The sequence below is a fragment of the Mycobacterium hackensackense genome (assembly GCF_025822555.1).
Taxonomy (GTDB): domain Bacteria; phylum Actinomycetota; class Actinomycetes; order Mycobacteriales; family Mycobacteriaceae; genus Mycobacterium; species Mycobacterium fluoranthenivorans.
This window is the reverse complement of sequence record NZ_JACKUC010000028.1, coordinates 87,552-103,222: the sequence shown is the minus strand read 5'-3', so window position 1 is coordinate 103,222 and position 15,671 is coordinate 87,552. Positions and strand designations below refer to the sequence as shown.

15 protein-coding genes and 1 pseudogene are annotated in these 15,671 nt (G+C 67.6%); 6 read left to right on the top strand and 10 right to left on the bottom strand.

From position 1 onward, the window contains the following. Positions 1-7 precede the first annotated feature (7 nt). The 3 genes and pseudogenes from H7J86_RS02120 to H7J86_RS02110 form a co-directional block, all read right to left on the bottom strand. A complete protein-coding gene (locus tag H7J86_RS02120; protein WP_170847376.1) occupies positions 8-157 on the bottom strand; it encodes a hypothetical protein in 150 nt (49 codons plus the stop codon). A gap of 70 nt (positions 158-227) precedes the next feature. Continuing rightward, positions 228-1,250: a dihydroxyacetone kinase subunit DhaK gene (locus tag H7J86_RS02115; protein WP_235633006.1), complete on the bottom strand. Its 1,023-nt coding sequence runs from the start codon at positions 1,248-1,250 to the stop codon at positions 228-230. Positions 1,251-1,328: 78 nt separating this feature from the next. Then, positions 1,329-1,919: pseudogene (locus tag H7J86_RS02110) on the bottom strand (DAK2 domain-containing protein); the annotation flags it as partial. A 167-nt stretch (positions 1,920-2,086) separates the two neighbouring features. Here H7J86_RS02110 and H7J86_RS02105 point away from each other — a divergent pair. Then, positions 2,087-3,775 carry an acyl-CoA synthetase gene (locus H7J86_RS02105; RefSeq protein WP_267289099.1) on the top strand — a complete coding sequence of 563 codons (1,689 nt, stop codon included), beginning with the start codon at positions 2,087-2,089 and terminating at the stop codon, positions 3,773-3,775. On the opposite strand, the gene H7J86_RS02100 is transcribed toward H7J86_RS02105, so the two are convergent. From H7J86_RS02100 to H7J86_RS02085, 4 genes are read right to left on the bottom strand one after another with little or no spacing between them, the layout of a single operon-like run. Beyond that, positions 3,772-4,287, bottom strand: coding sequence for a hypothetical protein (locus H7J86_RS02100; RefSeq protein ID WP_267289097.1), 516 nt, complete (start codon positions 4,285-4,287; stop codon positions 3,772-3,774). The two genes, H7J86_RS02105 and H7J86_RS02100, sit on opposite strands and share 4 nt — an antisense overlap. A 50-nt stretch (positions 4,288-4,337) precedes the next feature. Beyond that, positions 4,338-4,802 carry an SRPBCC family protein gene (locus H7J86_RS02095; RefSeq protein ID WP_267289095.1) on the bottom strand — a complete coding sequence of 155 codons (465 nt, stop codon included), beginning with the start codon at positions 4,800-4,802 and terminating at the stop codon, positions 4,338-4,340. A 4-nt stretch (positions 4,803-4,806) separates the two neighbouring features. Beyond that, positions 4,807-5,736, bottom strand: coding sequence for a class I SAM-dependent methyltransferase (locus tag H7J86_RS02090; RefSeq protein ID WP_187095749.1), 930 nt, complete (start codon positions 5,734-5,736; stop codon positions 4,807-4,809). Between the two features lie 31 nt (positions 5,737-5,767). After that, complete coding sequence (locus H7J86_RS02085) at positions 5,768-6,373, bottom strand: TetR/AcrR family transcriptional regulator (RefSeq protein ID WP_267289093.1); 606 nt, start codon at positions 6,371-6,373, stop codon at positions 5,768-5,770. A 112-nt stretch (positions 6,374-6,485) separates the two neighbouring features. Here H7J86_RS02085 and H7J86_RS02080 point away from each other — a divergent pair, with 112 nt between their 5' ends. Genes H7J86_RS02080 through H7J86_RS02060 form a run of 5 tightly spaced genes read left to right on the top strand, consistent with a single transcriptional unit; the run spans position 6,486 to position 10,540 of the window. After that, a complete protein-coding gene (locus H7J86_RS02080; protein ID WP_267289091.1) occupies positions 6,486-7,841 on the top strand; it encodes an aromatic ring-hydroxylating oxygenase subunit alpha in 1,356 nt (451 codons plus the stop codon). Beyond that, a complete protein-coding gene (locus H7J86_RS02075; protein ID WP_090361084.1) occupies positions 7,841-8,233 on the top strand; it encodes a hypothetical protein in 393 nt (130 codons plus the stop codon). Before H7J86_RS02080 ends, H7J86_RS02075 begins: the two co-directional genes overlap by 1 nt. Further along, entirely contained in the window at positions 8,233-8,820 is a 588-nt protein-coding gene (locus tag H7J86_RS02070; protein ID WP_267289089.1) for a carboxymuconolactone decarboxylase family protein, read from the top strand. Before H7J86_RS02075 ends, H7J86_RS02070 begins: the two co-directional genes overlap by 1 nt. Continuing rightward, positions 8,817-9,344, top strand: a complete 528-nt coding sequence (locus H7J86_RS02065; protein ID WP_267289087.1) for a hypothetical protein — start codon at positions 8,817-8,819, stop codon at positions 9,342-9,344. The genes H7J86_RS02070 and H7J86_RS02065 overlap by 4 nt, the downstream gene beginning before the upstream one ends. Beyond that, the gene (locus tag H7J86_RS02060) at positions 9,341-10,540 is read left to right on the top strand and encodes a cytochrome P450 (RefSeq protein ID WP_267289085.1); all 1,200 of its coding nucleotides are present in this window, start codon (positions 9,341-9,343) and stop codon (positions 10,538-10,540) included. The genes H7J86_RS02065 and H7J86_RS02060 overlap by 4 nt, the downstream gene beginning before the upstream one ends. Position 10,541: 1 nt before the next feature. Here H7J86_RS02060 and H7J86_RS02055 read toward each other — a convergent pair whose 3' ends face one another. From H7J86_RS02055 to H7J86_RS02045, 3 genes are all read right to left on the bottom strand, one after another. Beyond that, positions 10,542-11,735 carry a DUF7159 family protein gene (locus H7J86_RS02055; protein ID WP_267289083.1) on the bottom strand — a complete coding sequence of 398 codons (1,194 nt, stop codon included), beginning with the start codon at positions 11,733-11,735 and terminating at the stop codon, positions 10,542-10,544. Between the two features lie 241 nt (positions 11,736-11,976). Beyond that, entirely contained in the window at positions 11,977-14,331 is a 2,355-nt protein-coding gene (locus H7J86_RS02050) for a Tex family protein (RefSeq protein WP_308204811.1), read from the bottom strand. 10 nt (positions 14,332-14,341) lie between these two features. Continuing rightward, positions 14,342-15,661, bottom strand: coding sequence for an acyltransferase family protein (locus H7J86_RS02045; RefSeq protein WP_267289081.1), 1,320 nt, complete (start codon positions 15,659-15,661; stop codon positions 14,342-14,344). Positions 15,662-15,671 lie beyond the last annotated feature (10 nt).

The window sequence follows — 15,671 nt, the reverse complement described above, 5'->3', positions numbered from 1 at the left end:
TTCGGGGTCAGTCGGCGTTCTTGGCCGACTTCCGCTCGGCGAGCTTGTACTTCACCAGCGCGACCAGTGCTTTCGGGTTGCGGGCCAAGGCGCCTGCGGCCTGCAGGCCCAGCTTGACCTTCTGCCCGAACGTCAGCTGCTGCTCTGGTTGCGTCACTGGCTCTCCTCTGTTGCCGATGGGGTTCGAACAATAGCGTGCCGGAGCTCCACGCTGTCCGGCACGGCGACTACCGTCCCCATCGCAGCGCCGCGGTGTGCACCGGGGCGTCCCACCACTGGGCCAACTCGTCATCGAAGGTCATCAGCGTGAAAGAGGCACCGGCCATGTCCAGGCTGGTCACGTAGTTCCCGACCAGATTTCGCGCGATACCGATCCGCCGGCGGGACAGTTCATCGGCCAGATCGTTGAACAGCAGGTACAGCTCCATCAGCGGTGTCGCACCGAGGCCGTTGACCAACGCCACCACCTGGCTTCCCGCATCGAGCCCGAGGTGGGCCACCAGGATCTCCGCCGCCTCGGCCACCAGATCGGCGGCCGGGCGAAGGCGGTCACTGCGACGGCCTCGTTCACCGTGGATGCCGACACCGATCTCGATCTCGTCGGGACCAAGCGCCAGGATCGGCCCGGCTCCCGGAGGCGACGAGGACGTCAGTGCGATACCGAAACTCGCGCTGCGGTTGACGACGTCCACCGCCGCGGCGTGCACATCTTCCAGCGACCCTCCGGCTTCGGCGACCGCTCCGGCGATCTTGTGCACGAACAGGGTGGCGCCGGTACCGCGGCGGCCGACCGTGTGATCGGAGCCGTCGACCGAGACGTCGTCGTCGACGAGCACGCTGGCCACGTCGATCCCCTCGGCCCGGGCGGCCTCGGCCGCGTGGCGGAAGTTCAGCACGTCGCCGGTGTAGTTCTTCACGACGTGCAACACACCGCCTCCGGCCGATGCCGCCCGGGTGGCGGCCAGGATCTGGTCTGTGCTCGGCGAGGCGAACACCGCACCGGGCGCCGCCGCGGCCAACATTCCCACGCCGACGAATCCGGCATGCAGCGGTTCGTGACCCGAACCGCCACCGGACACCAGACCCACGCGGCCCGCACCCTGTGCCGTCGCCCGGCGGACGATCTGCGCGTCGGCATCCCACACCACCAGATCCGGCACCGACCGTGCCAGCCCGGCCAGACTCTCCAGTGCCGCATCGGCGGGGTCGTTGAGAAACTGCTTCGTCTTACCACTGCGGGTGTCCTCGATCGGTGCGGCGGCGTCGGCCGTCAAATCGCTGACATCGGGTACCTCGACACCCACCCCGCGCCCGGCGGCGGCAGCGATCTCGGCCACCGCCACCGCACCGGGATCGGGCGCGCCGATATTGCGTTGCGCCGAATAGGCGGCTCGGCCACGCTTGGCCACGAATTCCCGGGTGGATCGCGCACCCTCGGCCGCGGCGACCGCAGCGTCGGTGTAGGCCGCGGTCGCGGTGCCACCCTGCGCCGCGACCCGGGCGATGGCGGCTCCGGCCGGCAGCAGGGCGTCGAGCAGGGTCTTGTCCCCGGGACCGCTCTGCCCCAACTCGGCGATCCCCGCCGCTGCGGCCTGCACCATGGCGCCGGCAGTGGCCACGTCGATCGCCTCGACATCACCCGCCTTCGCCCCTGCTCGTTCACAGGCCACTGACAGCAGCGGCCCTGAGCTACCGCCCATTTCGCGATTCAGCACGGCACCCACAGCCCGCAGGAACGTTTCCGGAGACGAGCGGTCGAGGTCCTCCCACTGCGCCGCGACGCCGCGCGCGCCACGGGCCAGGCTGCTCCCGAAATCCCCGTCACCGACGGCGGCATCAAGGCGGTCCCATTCGGCGCGGCGCTCCAGCGCGGTGTCGACGCAGGTGCGGATCAACGTTTCCAATGCTGTCCAGCTCATCCCGCTCACGTTACGGACGGGCGGGCCTGCCGCGCGGTCACACGACCCTAGACCTTTGGCGGGACTGGTGGTCCGCGCCGAGGTGTATTGAACGTGCCCATGATTCAAGGAATGTTGTTCGACCACATCGACCATACAGACAGCGGCACCATGTATGGTCTGCTGTCATGAGTGGCGTGAGCTTCGACCTGTCCTCTGTGTTCGGCACCGTGGCCAAGGCCGTCCCCGAGCAGACCTTCCTGGTGTGGCGCGACCGGCGCTACACCTACGCCGAGTTCGATCGGCGGATCGACGGGTTCGCCAGTTTCCTGGTGTCGGCGGGTTTGGGCGTGCACACCGAACGCGACGCCCTGGCCGGGCACGAGTCCGGTCAGGACCACCTGGGCATCTATCTGCGCAACGGCAACGAGTACCTCGAGTCGATGATCGGCAGTTACCGCGCCCGCGTCGCCCCGTACAACGTGAGCTTCCGCTACGTCGAGGAGGAGCTCGTCTACCTGCTCAACGACTCGAAGGCCCGGGCCTTGGTCTACAACGCCGAGTTCGCCCCACGGGTGGCGGCCATCCGGGACCGGGTACCGCACCTGGAGGTGCTCCTGCAGGTGGCCGACGCGTCCGGTCACGAACTGCTCCCGGGTGCGGTCGACTACGAATCCACCATCGCCACCCCCACCCCGGCGGGGGGCCTGCCCCAGGCCTGCGGCGACGACCTGTACATCCTCTACACCGGCGGCACCACCGGCATGCCCAAGGGTGTGCTCTGGCGCCAGCACGACATCTTCCTGTCCTCGATGGGCGGACGCCCGTTCGGCAGCGATCACGCCCTGAGTTCCTACGAGGAGCTCGCCGAGAAGGCCCGCACCGCCGGCGGCGCCCTCGGCATGCTGATGATCCCGCCGTTCATGCACGGCGCCGCACAATGGGCCGCCTACAACGCCATCACGATGGGCGGCCGGATCGTGATCCCCGACGATGTCGAGCGGCTGCGCCCGGCCGACGTCCTGCGGCTGGCCGAACGCGAACGGGTGCTGACCATCCCGGTGGTCGGCGACGCAGTTGCGCGGCCACTGATCGAGGAGATCGAGAACGGCGATTACGACCTGTCCGGCCTGTTCACCATCACCAACGGCGGTGCAGCCCTGTCGCCCACGGTGCGGGAACGCATCCTCACCGCACTTCCCCACGTCATGCTGCTCGACGCGGTCGGCGCCTCGGAGTCCGGAGCGCAGATGAGCACCTACTCCACCGCCGCGGCGAGCCGCGAATCCGGCACAGCTCAGCCGGCCCCTGCTGCGGTGTTCAGCGCGCAGTCCGACACCGCCGTCGTCGCCGAGGATTTCAGCCGGGTGCTGCTGCCGGGTGAGGGCGGCGGATGGCTGGCCCGTCGCGATCTGATCCCCCTGGGCTATCTGGGCGACGCGGAGAAGTCCGCACGGACGTTCCCGACGATCGACGGCGTGCGCTGGTCGGTTCCCGGGGACCGGGCAAATGTGTTGGCGGACGGCCGGATCGAACTGCTCGGCCGCGATTCGGTGACCATCAACTCCGGCGGCGAGAAGATCTTCGTCGAGGAAGTCGAGCGGGCCATCGCCGCGCATCCGAAGGTCTACGACGTCGTGGTGGTGGGCCGCCCGTCGGAGCGTTGGGGCCAAGAAGTGGTCGCCGTGGTCCAACTGGCCGACGGCGCGTCCGCCTCCGACGAGGAGCTCGCCGAGATCTGCGGGCGATCGGTCGCCCGGTACAAGATCCCCAAGGCCTTCATCCGGGAGCCGAAGATCGTGCGCTCGCCGGCCGGTAAGGCTGATTACCGCTGGGCCAAGACGATTGCCGCCGGCGCGGTCGCGTCGAGCCCCTAGATCGCCGTCAAGTCCGACGGGACCACCAGCAGCGACCTGTTCCCGCCATGGAACACCTCGGCCGGGTGCACACCCGCGGGGTCGAGTCCGGCGGCAGCCAGCGCCTGGGCCTTGAAGGCGCACGCCGCCGCACTGAGCACGTGCCGCACCGGTACCAGCGCGGTGAGCCGGCCGGCGTTCCACACGGTGACTTCGGTGCGTCCCCGTTTCAGCGCCGCCTGTACCCGGCCGCTGAGTTCGCCCGCGGCGGCCACGGCCACCGACTCGTCACGCCGATCGCCGGTGCGCAGGCCCAGGATCTGCAGCGGGCGCAGGTCGCCCGGCCTGGTCAACGTCACCTGCACATCCCAACCGGCCATCGCCCGGTCGAAAAGCCAGCCGCCCGCCGAACGCACCACGTCGGCGGTGTCCACCCCGATCACGTCGAGCCGGTAGACGGCCGTGCGGTCGGCGCCCAGGCGCGCCACCGCCGGCGGCAGGAGGTCATCGGAGTCGGCAGATTGCGCACCCATAAAAGTCAGTATGCCATCCCGTAATACTTACGGTAAGCCATTTCCCGTCGTCATCTCAGCGCCTGGAAATACCGCCGGATCCCGGCGAGCATCGATACATGAGCGGCGAGGGCCTGACGCACCGTGAGCGCGGCCAGTACCGCCGGCGCCGTGATGTCGAGATGTTCGGTGAGCGTGGTGCCCTCGGCCGTACCGTCGAACGACACCCGGCCGAAGAGTCGCACACCGGGGAACTGCCGCGCCTCGGTCAGCACCTCACCTCGAGCGGGGATATACAGTTCGGCCGCGTAGCTCGCGCGTAACACGAGGCGACCCAACGGGATCCGATCCCGGACCCGGTAGGCCCGCAGCTGACCGCCACCGGGCGCCTCCCGGTGGCGGGTCGGCCGCACCGACACCACGAGCGGATGCACCAGCGTAAGGTTGGCCAGGTCGACATAGAAGGCCCGCACCGCAGCGGGCTCGGCGGGGATCAGGTCGGAAAGGGTGTGCGTACTGCCGACGGTCCAGCGCACCGCGCTAACCGAGAATGGCGGTCAGGTAGGTGATGTCACCGAAGGCGGACAAGCCCTCGATCGGCGGCTCCAGTCCGTACGTGGCATACAGCTCCGAACTCTTGTGCAGGGTCACAGCCCAGCCCCGGTCGGCAAGGAACACCGACGACTCGGTGCGCTCACCGGCGTAGAACAGCTCGGTGATATCGATATCGGTCGCGCCGCCGAAACCGTCGATTCCCTTGCCCTGCCACTGCTCCTGGGCAGACCGCATCTGATCGCCGATCCGCGCCAGCTCGTCCGGGGTGAGCGTGCCGGTGTTCTCCGCGGCGATCCGGCTGCCCGGGGCACTGAGCGCGGTGACGTTGTCCAGCAGGCGGTCCTGCGCATCCGGCGGCAGGTAGACGAGCAGGCCCTCGGCGATCCACGCCGTCGGCTGGGATGGATCGAACCCGTTGGCCCGCAACGCCGCCGGCCAGTCGTCGCGCAGATCGATACCGATGGGCCGGTGCTCGATGGCGGGCACGGCGCCCTGATCGGCGAGCACGCCGGTCTTGAATTCGATGACCTGCGGCTGGTCCAGTTCGTACACCGTGGTGTCCGCCGGCCACCTCAGCCGGTAGGCGCGGGCGTCCAGCCCGGAGGCGAAGATGACCGCCTGCCGAATACCGGCGGCCGTCGCGTCGGCGAAGAAATCGTCGAAGTACTTGGTCCGCGCGGCGATCCCGTCCGACATCCGGTGCACATCGAACGGTCCGCCGTCGGTGTCGATCTCACCGCGGGCATACCGGGTGAACGCGTCCAGGCCGACCGCGGAGACCAGCGGTTCGGCGTAAGGGTCATAGATCAGCGGTCGTGGACCACGAGTGGCCATCGCCCGCTGCATGGCCACCACGGTCGCCGTCACGCCCACGCTGGAGGCCAGATCCCAAGTGTCGTTGTCTGTACGTGCCATAGTTAGACACACTACGCTTAATGTCGAGTCCTCATCCTTGAGGCGGACCGACACTCGAGAGCACCAACTGCAGGAAGGTGCCGTAGAGATCCTCGCCGTCCAGATGGCTGGCCAGGGTGATCCCGTCGTTGGTGGCCAGCAACACGCGGGCCAATGGCTCGGCCGGGATGCGTAACGTACCTCCAAGCCGGGCAACACCTTTGGTGATGTAGTCCGCCAGCGATCGAATGGTTTCCAGCCGCTGGGCCGCCACCCGCTCCCGCGCCGCCGGGTTGCGCAGCAGAAACAGGGTGAACTCGCAGTTCAGGGCCGCCGCGTGTAAGGCATCAGCCCCGCTGAGTAGTCGCCACCGTTCGGCAAAGCCGGTCACGTCGATATCGGCCAGCCGATCGTAGGACTGCATCACGTCGGCGAATCCGTCCAGGAAACGCTGGCGGTGCCGCTCGATGACCGCCAGGAACAACTCGTCCTTGCCGCCGAACTGGGCGTAGATCGCGCCGCGGGTATAGCCGGCGGCTTCGGCGATGTCCTCCAGCGACCCGGCGTACCCGCGTCCGGCGAAGATCTTCTCCGCGGCATCGAGCAGCACGGTACGGGTCTGCTCCATCCGCCGTTCCCTGGTCCAGCGCTCGGTCACCCCGTCATTCTTGCAAGAAATCATCTCAAATACATTCTTGTATCTGAGATTCATCTATGTATTATCGTGACTGTCGTCACAGCTCTGACGTTTCTTCCCGGAAGGGATCTCCATGTCCATCGATTCCGCACGATCCGCCCGCCCCGGTGACTGGGTCGACGCCGAAGGCCTCACCCCCGATGCCGCCAGCGCGCTCTTCCCCATGCAGATCCCCACCGAGCGGTACACCTCGCCCGAGTTCGTCGACCGCGAACGAAAAGCCATCTGGACCCGCGTCTGGCAGATCGTGGGACGCGTCGACGAACTGCGAAAGCCCGGCGACTTCAAGGAGTACCGGATCTTCGACCAGTCCTATGTCGTGATGCTCGGCAAGGACGGCGACCTTCGCGGGTTCGTGAACGCCTGTCGGCACCGCGGCAACGTGTTGCTCTCGGGCACCGGCCAGGCCCGGCAGCGCATCGTCTGTCAGTACCACCTGTGGTCCTATGACCTGGACGGAAATCTGCGCGGCTGCTCGAAGCCCGAAATCGACAAGGACGCCTACGGTTTGCTCCAGGTGGCGGTTGACACCTTCGCCGGATTCATCTTCCTCAACCCGGATCCGGATGCGGCTCCGCTGCGCGACTTCCTCGGCGAAGACGTCATCGGGATGCTGGAGCCCTATCACCTCGACGAGATGACGACGGTGCTCGATGTGCGAGAACCGTTGGAATGCAACTGGAAAGTGGTGATGGATGCGTTCGAGGAGGGCTATCACATCTCCGGCATCCATCCACAACTGCTGCGCGTCATCGTCATCGATCCCACCAAGACCAAGTACCGATTCCTGGACAGACACAGCGTCGCCGTGGCCCCGTTCGAGGTCGCCCACGTCGCGGGCATGGGTCCGGAGAAGCAGGTGGAGGGCATCATGGAACTGCCCGAGACCTTCCCCGGCGTGGTGCGGGTACTCCCCCGCTTCACCGAACTCGTCGAGACCTACCGTGAACCGGACGGCACCTTGGTCTTCCCCGACGGGGTGACCGGCCGCACCCTCTTACAGCGAGCCACGCGCGACTCACTGACCAACGACGGTCTGGACGTATCCGGTCTCACCGATGAGCAGATGAGCGATAACCACGGCTGGGTGCTGTTCCCCAATTTCTTCATGACCATTCGCGCCGGCGAGGCGACGATCATCATTTCCACCCCGCATCCGGACGGTGACCCGAACCGCTGCATCTGGCACATCACCAGTTTCATGTGGCTCCCGCAAGAACACCGCGCGGCATTCGCCGCCGACCTGGTGGACGTCACCGAACCGGGCAGCTACAAGTATTTCGAAGCGCTGCAGCAGGATTACGAGCAGATGCCACGTCAGCAGCTCGGTCTGCGAAACGCGCGCCTGGATCACATGGCGTTGGTCGACGAGGAGGTCGTCATCGCCCATTACCACTCCGTCATCGACCGGTATCTGGCGGCGACCTGATGTCCCGGCGGGCCGATACCGTACTCCGGTATGCCAAGACCACCGGGGACCTTGTCACCAAGGCCAAACAACCCGGCTTCACGGCCGCGGACTGGGCACCCCTGGCCGAGCTCGTCGACACCGAGAACTTCCACCGGGTCGGCGCCTTCAAGGAGGAGATGGACTGGGATGCGTACGTGGCGTTCCTGACCGGCTGGGCCACCACCTCGGAATGGGAATGCACGTTCAAACGAATCACCGAGCACGACGGCCTGGTGTTCCTGGAGCTCGAGGAACGCAGCGTGGTGGGCGATTTCCGCAGTGTGGTGAACTCACTCTCGGTCTATGAGTTCGGGTCCGACGAACGGATTCGGCGCCTTGACCTGTACCTGCAGATGGCGCTGCCACAGTGATGGCACCACTTGGTGCCGACCAGTGGGGCGAGCCGGAGTACGCCGCATTCGCGGCGCTGCTGAACCTGCCTGCCGACAAGGTGCCCCGCGCCGGATCCGGTGGGGCGCTGGACCCGCTGAACTTCGACATCATCGGGATGCTGGCCCGTCACCCCGAAATGGCCCGGGTTTTCCTGGGATTCAACGGGTTTCTGTTACAACGCGGCGAGTTGTCCGGCCGGCTGCGCGAGCTCGTCATCCTGCGGGTGGCACACCGGCACCGATCGGCTTTCGAATGGGGCCAGCACGTCCGGCTGGGCGCCGCGGTGGGCGTCACCGCAGACGACGTCGCCGCGCTCACCGAGGGCAATGACGGTTTCAGCGGTACCGACCGGCTGGTCCTGGATGCCACCGACGAACTGATCGGCACCGGTCGTGCGGACTGGTCCACCTGGGAGGCCCTGGTGGACGAACTCGGCGAACACGCCGCCATGGAGCTGATCTTCATCGTCGGCACCTACACGCTGACCGCGATGGCATTCGGCACCTGGGGGCTACAACCGCAACCGGGAAGTGCTGCCCTACCGAGACGAGGAGAAACCGCGTGAAGCTGGAAGACCGGATCGCCAAACATCGCCGGATGGCCGAGAGTTACCGCGACAAGTACGTCCTGCAGAAGGTGCAGGAGGGCGAAAGTTACGACGAATGGGTGTTCACCGACGACGCGGTCTACACCTCCCCCTACTTCGTCGCCGATCAGGAGCTCGTCCTCAAAGATGTGGCGACGCACTGGGATACCGCGGCCACCATCGAAGCCAAGGCCTACGGGGTGGAGTTCCCCGATTGGAAACCCGTCGACTTCAAGGTCTGGCCGGCAGAGAACGGCTTCGTGATGCGCTACCGGTGGCAGGGCACCTCGCAGACCACCGGCAAGGTGATGGGCTTCTACTCGATCAGTTTCGTCGACACCAACGACGATGCCGAGATCACGCACTGGTCCACCTACGTCAACGACGAAGAGTACGGCCCGTTCCTGGAACTGGCCATCGACGCACGCGGACCGTTCCACCACGACGAGTACATGCAGGCCCTGGGCAAGCACTTCGCCAAGCACGGGCTGACGTTCGAATGACTGCCGCCACCGACAAGGTGTACTACGACCCGTGGGACCCGGCCCTCAATGCGAACCCGTACCCGATGTTCAAGCGGTTCCGCGACGAAGCACCGTTGTATCACAACGAGATTCATGACTTCTATGCGGTCAGCCGGTTCGACGACGTCAACCGTGCGCTGGTTGATCACGCATCGTTCAGCTCGGCCCGTGGCGCGGTGTTGGAGATCATCAAGGCCGGTGTGGAGATCCCACCGGGCTCGCTGATATTCGAGGACCCGCCCATCCACGACATCCACCGCAACCTGCTGTCCCGCGCCTTCACGCCCCGCAAGATCAACGCGCTGGAACCGAAGGTCCGCGAGTTCACCGCCCGGTGCCTGGACCCACTCGTCGGTGCCGACCGGCTGGACTTCGTCAAGGATCTCGGCGCGGTGATGCCGCTGCGCGTGGTCAGCGAGCTGTTCGGCATTCCCGAGGACTATCAGAGCCGGGTCACGCAAGACGGTGACAAGTACGTGCGCACCGAACGGGGAGCCCAGATGACCGACAACCCCGACGGGCCCATCACCGACGGTCAACTGTTCGCCGAGTTCGTCGACTGGCGGATCGACCATCCGGCCGATGACCTGACCACCGAACTGCTCAACGCCGAGTTCACCGACGAGACGGGCCGCACCCGCAAGCTGCGCCGCGAAGAACTGCTGATGTTCATGAACGTCGTCGCGGTGGCCGGGTCGGAGACCACCACCCGGCTGATCGGGTGGGCCGGCAAGCTGCTCTCCGAGCATCCCGATCAACGCCGCCGGTTGGTCGACGACAGGTCCCTGGTACCGGGCGCGGTCGAGGAGATCCTGCGCTTCGAGCCGCCGGCGCTACAGGCCGCCCGCCACGTGATGCGCGATGTCGAGTTCCACGACGCCACGGTGCCTGCGGGCAGTGCGATCATCCTGTTGATCGGTGCGGCCAACCGCGATGAACGCCGGTTCGGAGTGAACGCCGACCAGTTCGATGTGACCCGGGCGCCGCGGCAGCACCTGACGTTCGGGGTCGGCGCACACTACTGCCTCGGCAACGCGCTGGCACGCATCGAGGGCCGTATCGCCCTGGACGAGATCATGAATCGCTTCCCGGACTGGGCAGTCGATCTCGACAACGCGGTGTTCTCGTCATCGTCGGTGGTGCGCGGCTGGGACAGCATGCCCGCCCACATCTGAACTAGGGAACGGGTGCCGGAGCAGGTGCCGGCGGCGGGAAGAGCGAATTGATCGCCGCCTGAATCGGATCCACCGGCGGCGGTGCCGGCACGGACTCCGCCGGCACCGGGACCTGCTGCGGCGCAGGAACCTGCTGAGGCGCCGGGACCTGCTGAGGCGCGGGGGCCTGCTGCTCGGGAACGACCGGCACCGCGGCGGGCGGCGGGCCGGGCAGCGGACCAGGAGCCTGTTCGACGACGGGCGCCGCGGCCGGCACCTGCTCGGGCGCCACGGCAACCTGCGGCGGGACCTCGACGGGTATGACCGGGATAGCCGCCGGCTCGCCGGCCTGCAAGGGCACGATGGCTTCGGAATACACGGGCGGCGGTGCGGCGGGCTCCGAATTCGACCGCTCGGGCACGACGAGCTCCTGAGCCTGCGGCGCGGGAGCCGGGATCGAGCTGACGATCTGCGACGTCCCCGCCGCCGGGCTCACCGGCTGGGTGGCCGTAGCCAGCGGCGCCGGCGCATCAGGGTCGCTGAACTGCGAGCCGACTGCCAGCAGTGCGATCACAGCGGTGACCGCCGCAGCACCGGCCACGGTCGCCAACCTTGCGGGTGACGTATCCCGAACCCAGCCGCGTAGACGACGAACTCTGCCGTCGGTCGACCCGGCCGGAACAGCATTGGTCGCCACTGCGCGGGCCGCGTCATAGGCCGGGGTGAAGCGGGTCGTGGCTGCTTCGGTGGCCTCTGGTGGAAGTGCCACCGCCACCGTGAGCGAGTCGTCCGGATCGGCCGGCTCCGGCTCGATGTCCACATCGAGCAGAACCGACAGATCGGCGTCGGTCAGCGTCACCGCACGCGCCGCAGCTTCGTGGGCGGCGCGGTCCTCCGCGGCCGGGGCGGCGGCGTTCTGCAGCCGCACCGAACGAACGTCGGCGTAGCCGCACTCCTTGAGCGTCGCGATCAGCTGCGCCGCATGCGCAGCCACGTCATCGCCCCAGGTGACACCGACGGACTCGATCTCATGCCCGCTGGCCGACGCGATGGCCTGCGCTCCCCGCACCGCGGCCAGCGCCCGTGACTGCAGGTCATCGATGGTGCTGACGCTGAAGGAGTCATCGTCGACCGTCAGTGCTTCGGGTTCTGCGCCGTCGACCAGGACCCAGCCCACACCGGCCGATGTCACCGACAGACCCAGTACCGTCTTCACCCCTGGCCCACTCCTGTCACGTTGTTCACACCGGCCAACCGTCAATCGCGCCGAGCATAGTTTGCTCGCTTCCGTGCGGCATCTTGTGAGGAAAGCGCGAATTGATGTCGTACTGGGACCTTCGGCGCTCCGCTCCACCTCGTTACCTGGGGCTGGGTACCCCGAAAACCACGCTGCACACATCGTGGGCCGGCCCGCGGTGGCACCGAATGTTCACCGAGTGGTCACCGACCGGTTCCGGTCAGCGCCCGAAGCCGGCCTTTCGTAGCGCGTCGGCCATCGAACCCGACGACTGACGAGGCTCCGGGCGGGCTTGGTTGCCACGGTTCTGGTTGCGGCGTTCGCCACCATCGCGCCGGGGAGCATTGTTACCCCGTTCGGGCCGCTTACCCTGGCCGCCCTGCGGATTGTCGTTGAGCCGGAGGGTCAAGCCGATGCGCTGGCGTTCGACGTCCACATCGACCACCTTGACGCGCACCACCTGACCCGACTTGACCACCTCATGCGGATCCGAGACGAAACGGTCCGACATCGCGGATACGTGCACCAGCCCGTCCTGGTGCACACCGATGTCCACAAACGCACCGAACGCCGCGACATTGGTCACGACACCTTCGAGCACCATGCCGACCTTCAGGTCGGCCACCTTCTCCACGCCGGCCGCGAAGGTGGCGGTCGAGAAGGCCGGCCGGGGATCGCGCCCGGGTTTCTCCAACTCGGTCAGGATGTCGGTGACCGTCGGGATCCCGAAGCGGTCATCGGCGAACTCGGCCGGCTTGAGTGCCCGCAACGACCGCTCGTCGCCGATCAGCTCGCCGAGGGTGACACCGGCACGGTCCAGGATGCGCCGCACCACCGGGTAGGACTCGGGGTGTACGCCGGAGGCATCCAGTGGATCCTGGCCACCGGTGATCCGCAGGAAGCCCGCGCACTGCTCGAAAGCCTTGGGCCCCAGGCGGGGAACCTCAAGGAGGGCCTTGCGGCTGGCGAAGGCGCCGACCTTCTCCCGATGCGCGACGATGGATTCGGCCAGCGATTCGGTCACCCCGGACACCCGCGACAGCAGCGGCACCGACGCGGTGTTCAGATCCACCCCGACGGCGTTCACTGCGTCTTCCACGACGGCATCCAGGCTGCGGGCCAGCGTGCCAGGGGTGATGTCGTGCTGGTACTGCCCGACACCGATCGACTTGGGGTCGATCTTCACCAGTTCGGCCAGCGGGTCCTGCAGCCTGCGCGCGATGGAGACCGCGCCTCGGATGGTGACGTCGAGGTCGGGCAGTTCGTGGGCGGCGTACGCCGACGCCGAGTACACCGAGGCGCCGGCCTCGCTGACCATGGCCTTGGTGGGCGCCGGTGCGCCCGCGGCCCGGATATCGGCGATGAGTTCGGTTGCCAGAGCATCGGTTTCACGCGAGGCGGTGCCGTTGCCGATCGCGATGAGCTGCACACCGTGGCGGGCGACCAACGCGGCCAGGGTGGCCTTGGCGTTGTCCCATTGCTTCTGCGGCTGGTGCGGGAAGATGGCGCAGCTGTCGACCACCTTGCCGGTGTCGTCCACCACGGCGACCTTCACGCCGGTCCGGAAGCCCGGGTCAAGACCGAGGGTGGTGCGGGTGCCCGCGGGCGCGGCCAGCAGCAGATCCTTGAGGTTGCGCGCGAACACCGCCGTGGCTTCCTCCTCGGCCCGCTGCCGCAGCTTGATCCGGGCGTCGACAGAAGCCGAGATCATGAGCTTGGTACGCCAGGCCAGGCGTACCGTCGCGGCCAGCCACGGCGTCGCCGGACCCGGCGCGGTCATATCGATCCCGAGAGACTGTGCGACCCGGGCTTGGTAGACCTCGTCCTCGCCGGGATCGAAGGTCAGTGCGAGTGCCTCTTCCTTCTCACCACGCAACACCGCCAGCACCCGGTGTGACGGCATCTTCTCCAGCGGCTCCGCGAAATCGAAGTAATCGCGAAACTTCTGTGCGGCAGCGCTCTTCGCGGCGTCATCGGACCACGGCCGGGTCCGCAGGGTGCCATCGGCCCAGAACTTCGCGCGGACCTCGCCCACCAGTTCGGCGTCTTCGGCGGCCCGCTCGATCAAGATGTGCCGGGCCCCGTCGAGCGCGGCGGCGACGTCGGCGACGTTCTCGCCCAGGAATTCGGCCGCGACCTCGTCCGGCACCACGGTGGGGTCGGTCAGCAACCGGTCGGCCAGCGGCTCCAAACCGGCTTCGCGGGCGATCTGCGCCTTGGTGCGCCGCTTCTGCTTGTACGGCAGGTAGATGTCCTCGACCCGGGCCTTGGTGTCTGCGGCGAGCAGCGCGGCCTTGAGCGCGTCGGTGAGCTTGCCCTGCTCCTCGATGGAGGCCAGCACGGCCGCACGCCGCTGATCCAGCTCGCGTAGGTACTGCAGGCGCTCTTCCAGGGTGCGCAGCTGGCCGTCGTCCAGGCTGCCGGTGGCCTCCTTGCGGTAGCGGGCGATGAACGGCACCGTCGCCCCCTCGTCGAGCAGCGCCACAGCGGCCGCCACCTGGCCTTCTGCGACGGCCAGTTCCTCAGCGAGACGGGTGTTTACAGATTTGACGATGTGTACGGCGCTCTGACTCACCCGGTGGACCCTACCGAATGGCGGCGACAGGACCGGGCAGCCCGGGCCGAACGCCGATCGTGAGGCGGCCGGCGATCGACGCCACCAGGAACGCCGCCAGCGCGGTGAAGCCCCCGGCCCCGCTCAGGCCGAACTTCGCCATCAGCAGCAACGCCACGCCGGCCACGCACACCAGCACGCCGGCGGCCGTCGAACGAAGGCCGGTGGCGCCGGCCGGGGCGTCCCACCACGGCAGCGGTCGGTGCTCCAGCGGAGACAGAAGGGTGAAGAAGACGGCCATGACCACGGCGAAGACCACGGCGCGTAAGGCGAGCAGCCCCCAGAATCCCGGCGCGTGCACGTCATAGGCATCCAGACCGACGGCGTGCAGACCGAACGTCGCCACCGCGATCGCGGGGATATGCCAGAGGTAGAGCGTCATCGCTCCCCCGTTACCCGTCGCGACGACAGCCCAGACCCGCGGGCGCTGGGCCCACCGCCGGATCGGCCCGGCGGCGGCGACGAACAGTAACGACATCCAGGTGCAGTGCAGGGCCAGCACGGTGGTGGGCGGCGAGACGTTGGAGAGGCGTTCTGTGCCGGTGACCACCAGGGACACCTCGTAGGGTCCGGCCACCACCAGCAGCACCTGACCGGTGCAGGCGACAGCGGCCGTCAGCAGCGCCCCGATCGGATGGATCAGCCCACGGGCGTAGGCCACGCCGATGACGATCGGGATGAGCCAGACGAGGACGAAGTTGGGTAAGCCGGCGTCGGGAGTCCCGAGAGTCAGGCGCAGGGCATCGAAGGCCGCCGCGGCGGCGATCAGGGCCGCCACCACGGCGGTGAAAGCGCCCAGACTGCGTAGCCGGGTCAGCGCCGGCACGAAGGCGAGCACCACCAGGTACACCCCGAGAAACCACAGCAGGGCGACGCATTCACGGCCCAGGCCCGCCGCGGATTCCGCCCCGAGAATCGCGCGCGCGGCCAGCAGCGCGACCGCCCAGAAGGCCAGATACCAGAACACCGGGCGGCACAGTCGCTGCGCCCTGGTGAACAGCCATGTGCCCCAGGTGCTCCGGCCCGGATGCCAGGAGTAGGCCCCCGCGGCTCCGCCCGCCAGGAAGAACAGCGGCATGACCTGCACCACCCAGGTGATCGGCGCCAGCGCCGGCAGTTCGCCCAGGATGTTGCCGATGCGAAGACCACTGTCATCGATGGTCGCCAGCAGCAGCGCAGAGTGCCCGAAGATCACCACCACCAGGGCGGTGAGCCGGGCGACGTCGACGGCACGGTCGCGGCCCGGGGTGGCCGGGGCGGTGTGCGTGTTCACGGGTTCGGTGAGCGACATACCGTCAGCC

Excerpts from the sequence above, each read along its gene's own strand:
- H7J86_RS02105 (WP_267289099.1), top strand. The coding sequence starts at position 2,087 with ATGAGTGGCGTGAGCTTCGACCTGTCCTCTGTGTTCGGCACCGTGGCC.
- H7J86_RS02100 (WP_267289097.1), bottom strand. The coding sequence starts at position 4,287 with ATGGGTGCGCAATCTGCCGACTCCGATGACCTCCTGCCGCCGGCGGTG.
- H7J86_RS02090 (WP_187095749.1), bottom strand. The coding sequence starts at position 5,736 with ATGGCACGTACAGACAACGACACTTGGGATCTGGCCTCCAGCGTGGGC.
- H7J86_RS02080 (WP_267289091.1), top strand. The coding sequence starts at position 6,486 with ATGTCCATCGATTCCGCACGATCCGCCCGCCCCGGTGACTGGGTCGAC.
- H7J86_RS02075 (WP_090361084.1), top strand. The coding sequence starts at position 7,841 with ATGTCCCGGCGGGCCGATACCGTACTCCGGTATGCCAAGACCACCGGG.
- H7J86_RS02070 (WP_267289089.1), top strand. The coding sequence starts at position 8,233 with ATGGCACCACTTGGTGCCGACCAGTGGGGCGAGCCGGAGTACGCCGCA.
- H7J86_RS02060 (WP_267289085.1), top strand. The coding sequence starts at position 9,341 with ATGACTGCCGCCACCGACAAGGTGTACTACGACCCGTGGGACCCGGCC.
- H7J86_RS02045 (WP_267289081.1), bottom strand. The coding sequence starts at position 15,661 with ATGTCGCTCACCGAACCCGTGAACACGCACACCGCCCCGGCCACCCCG.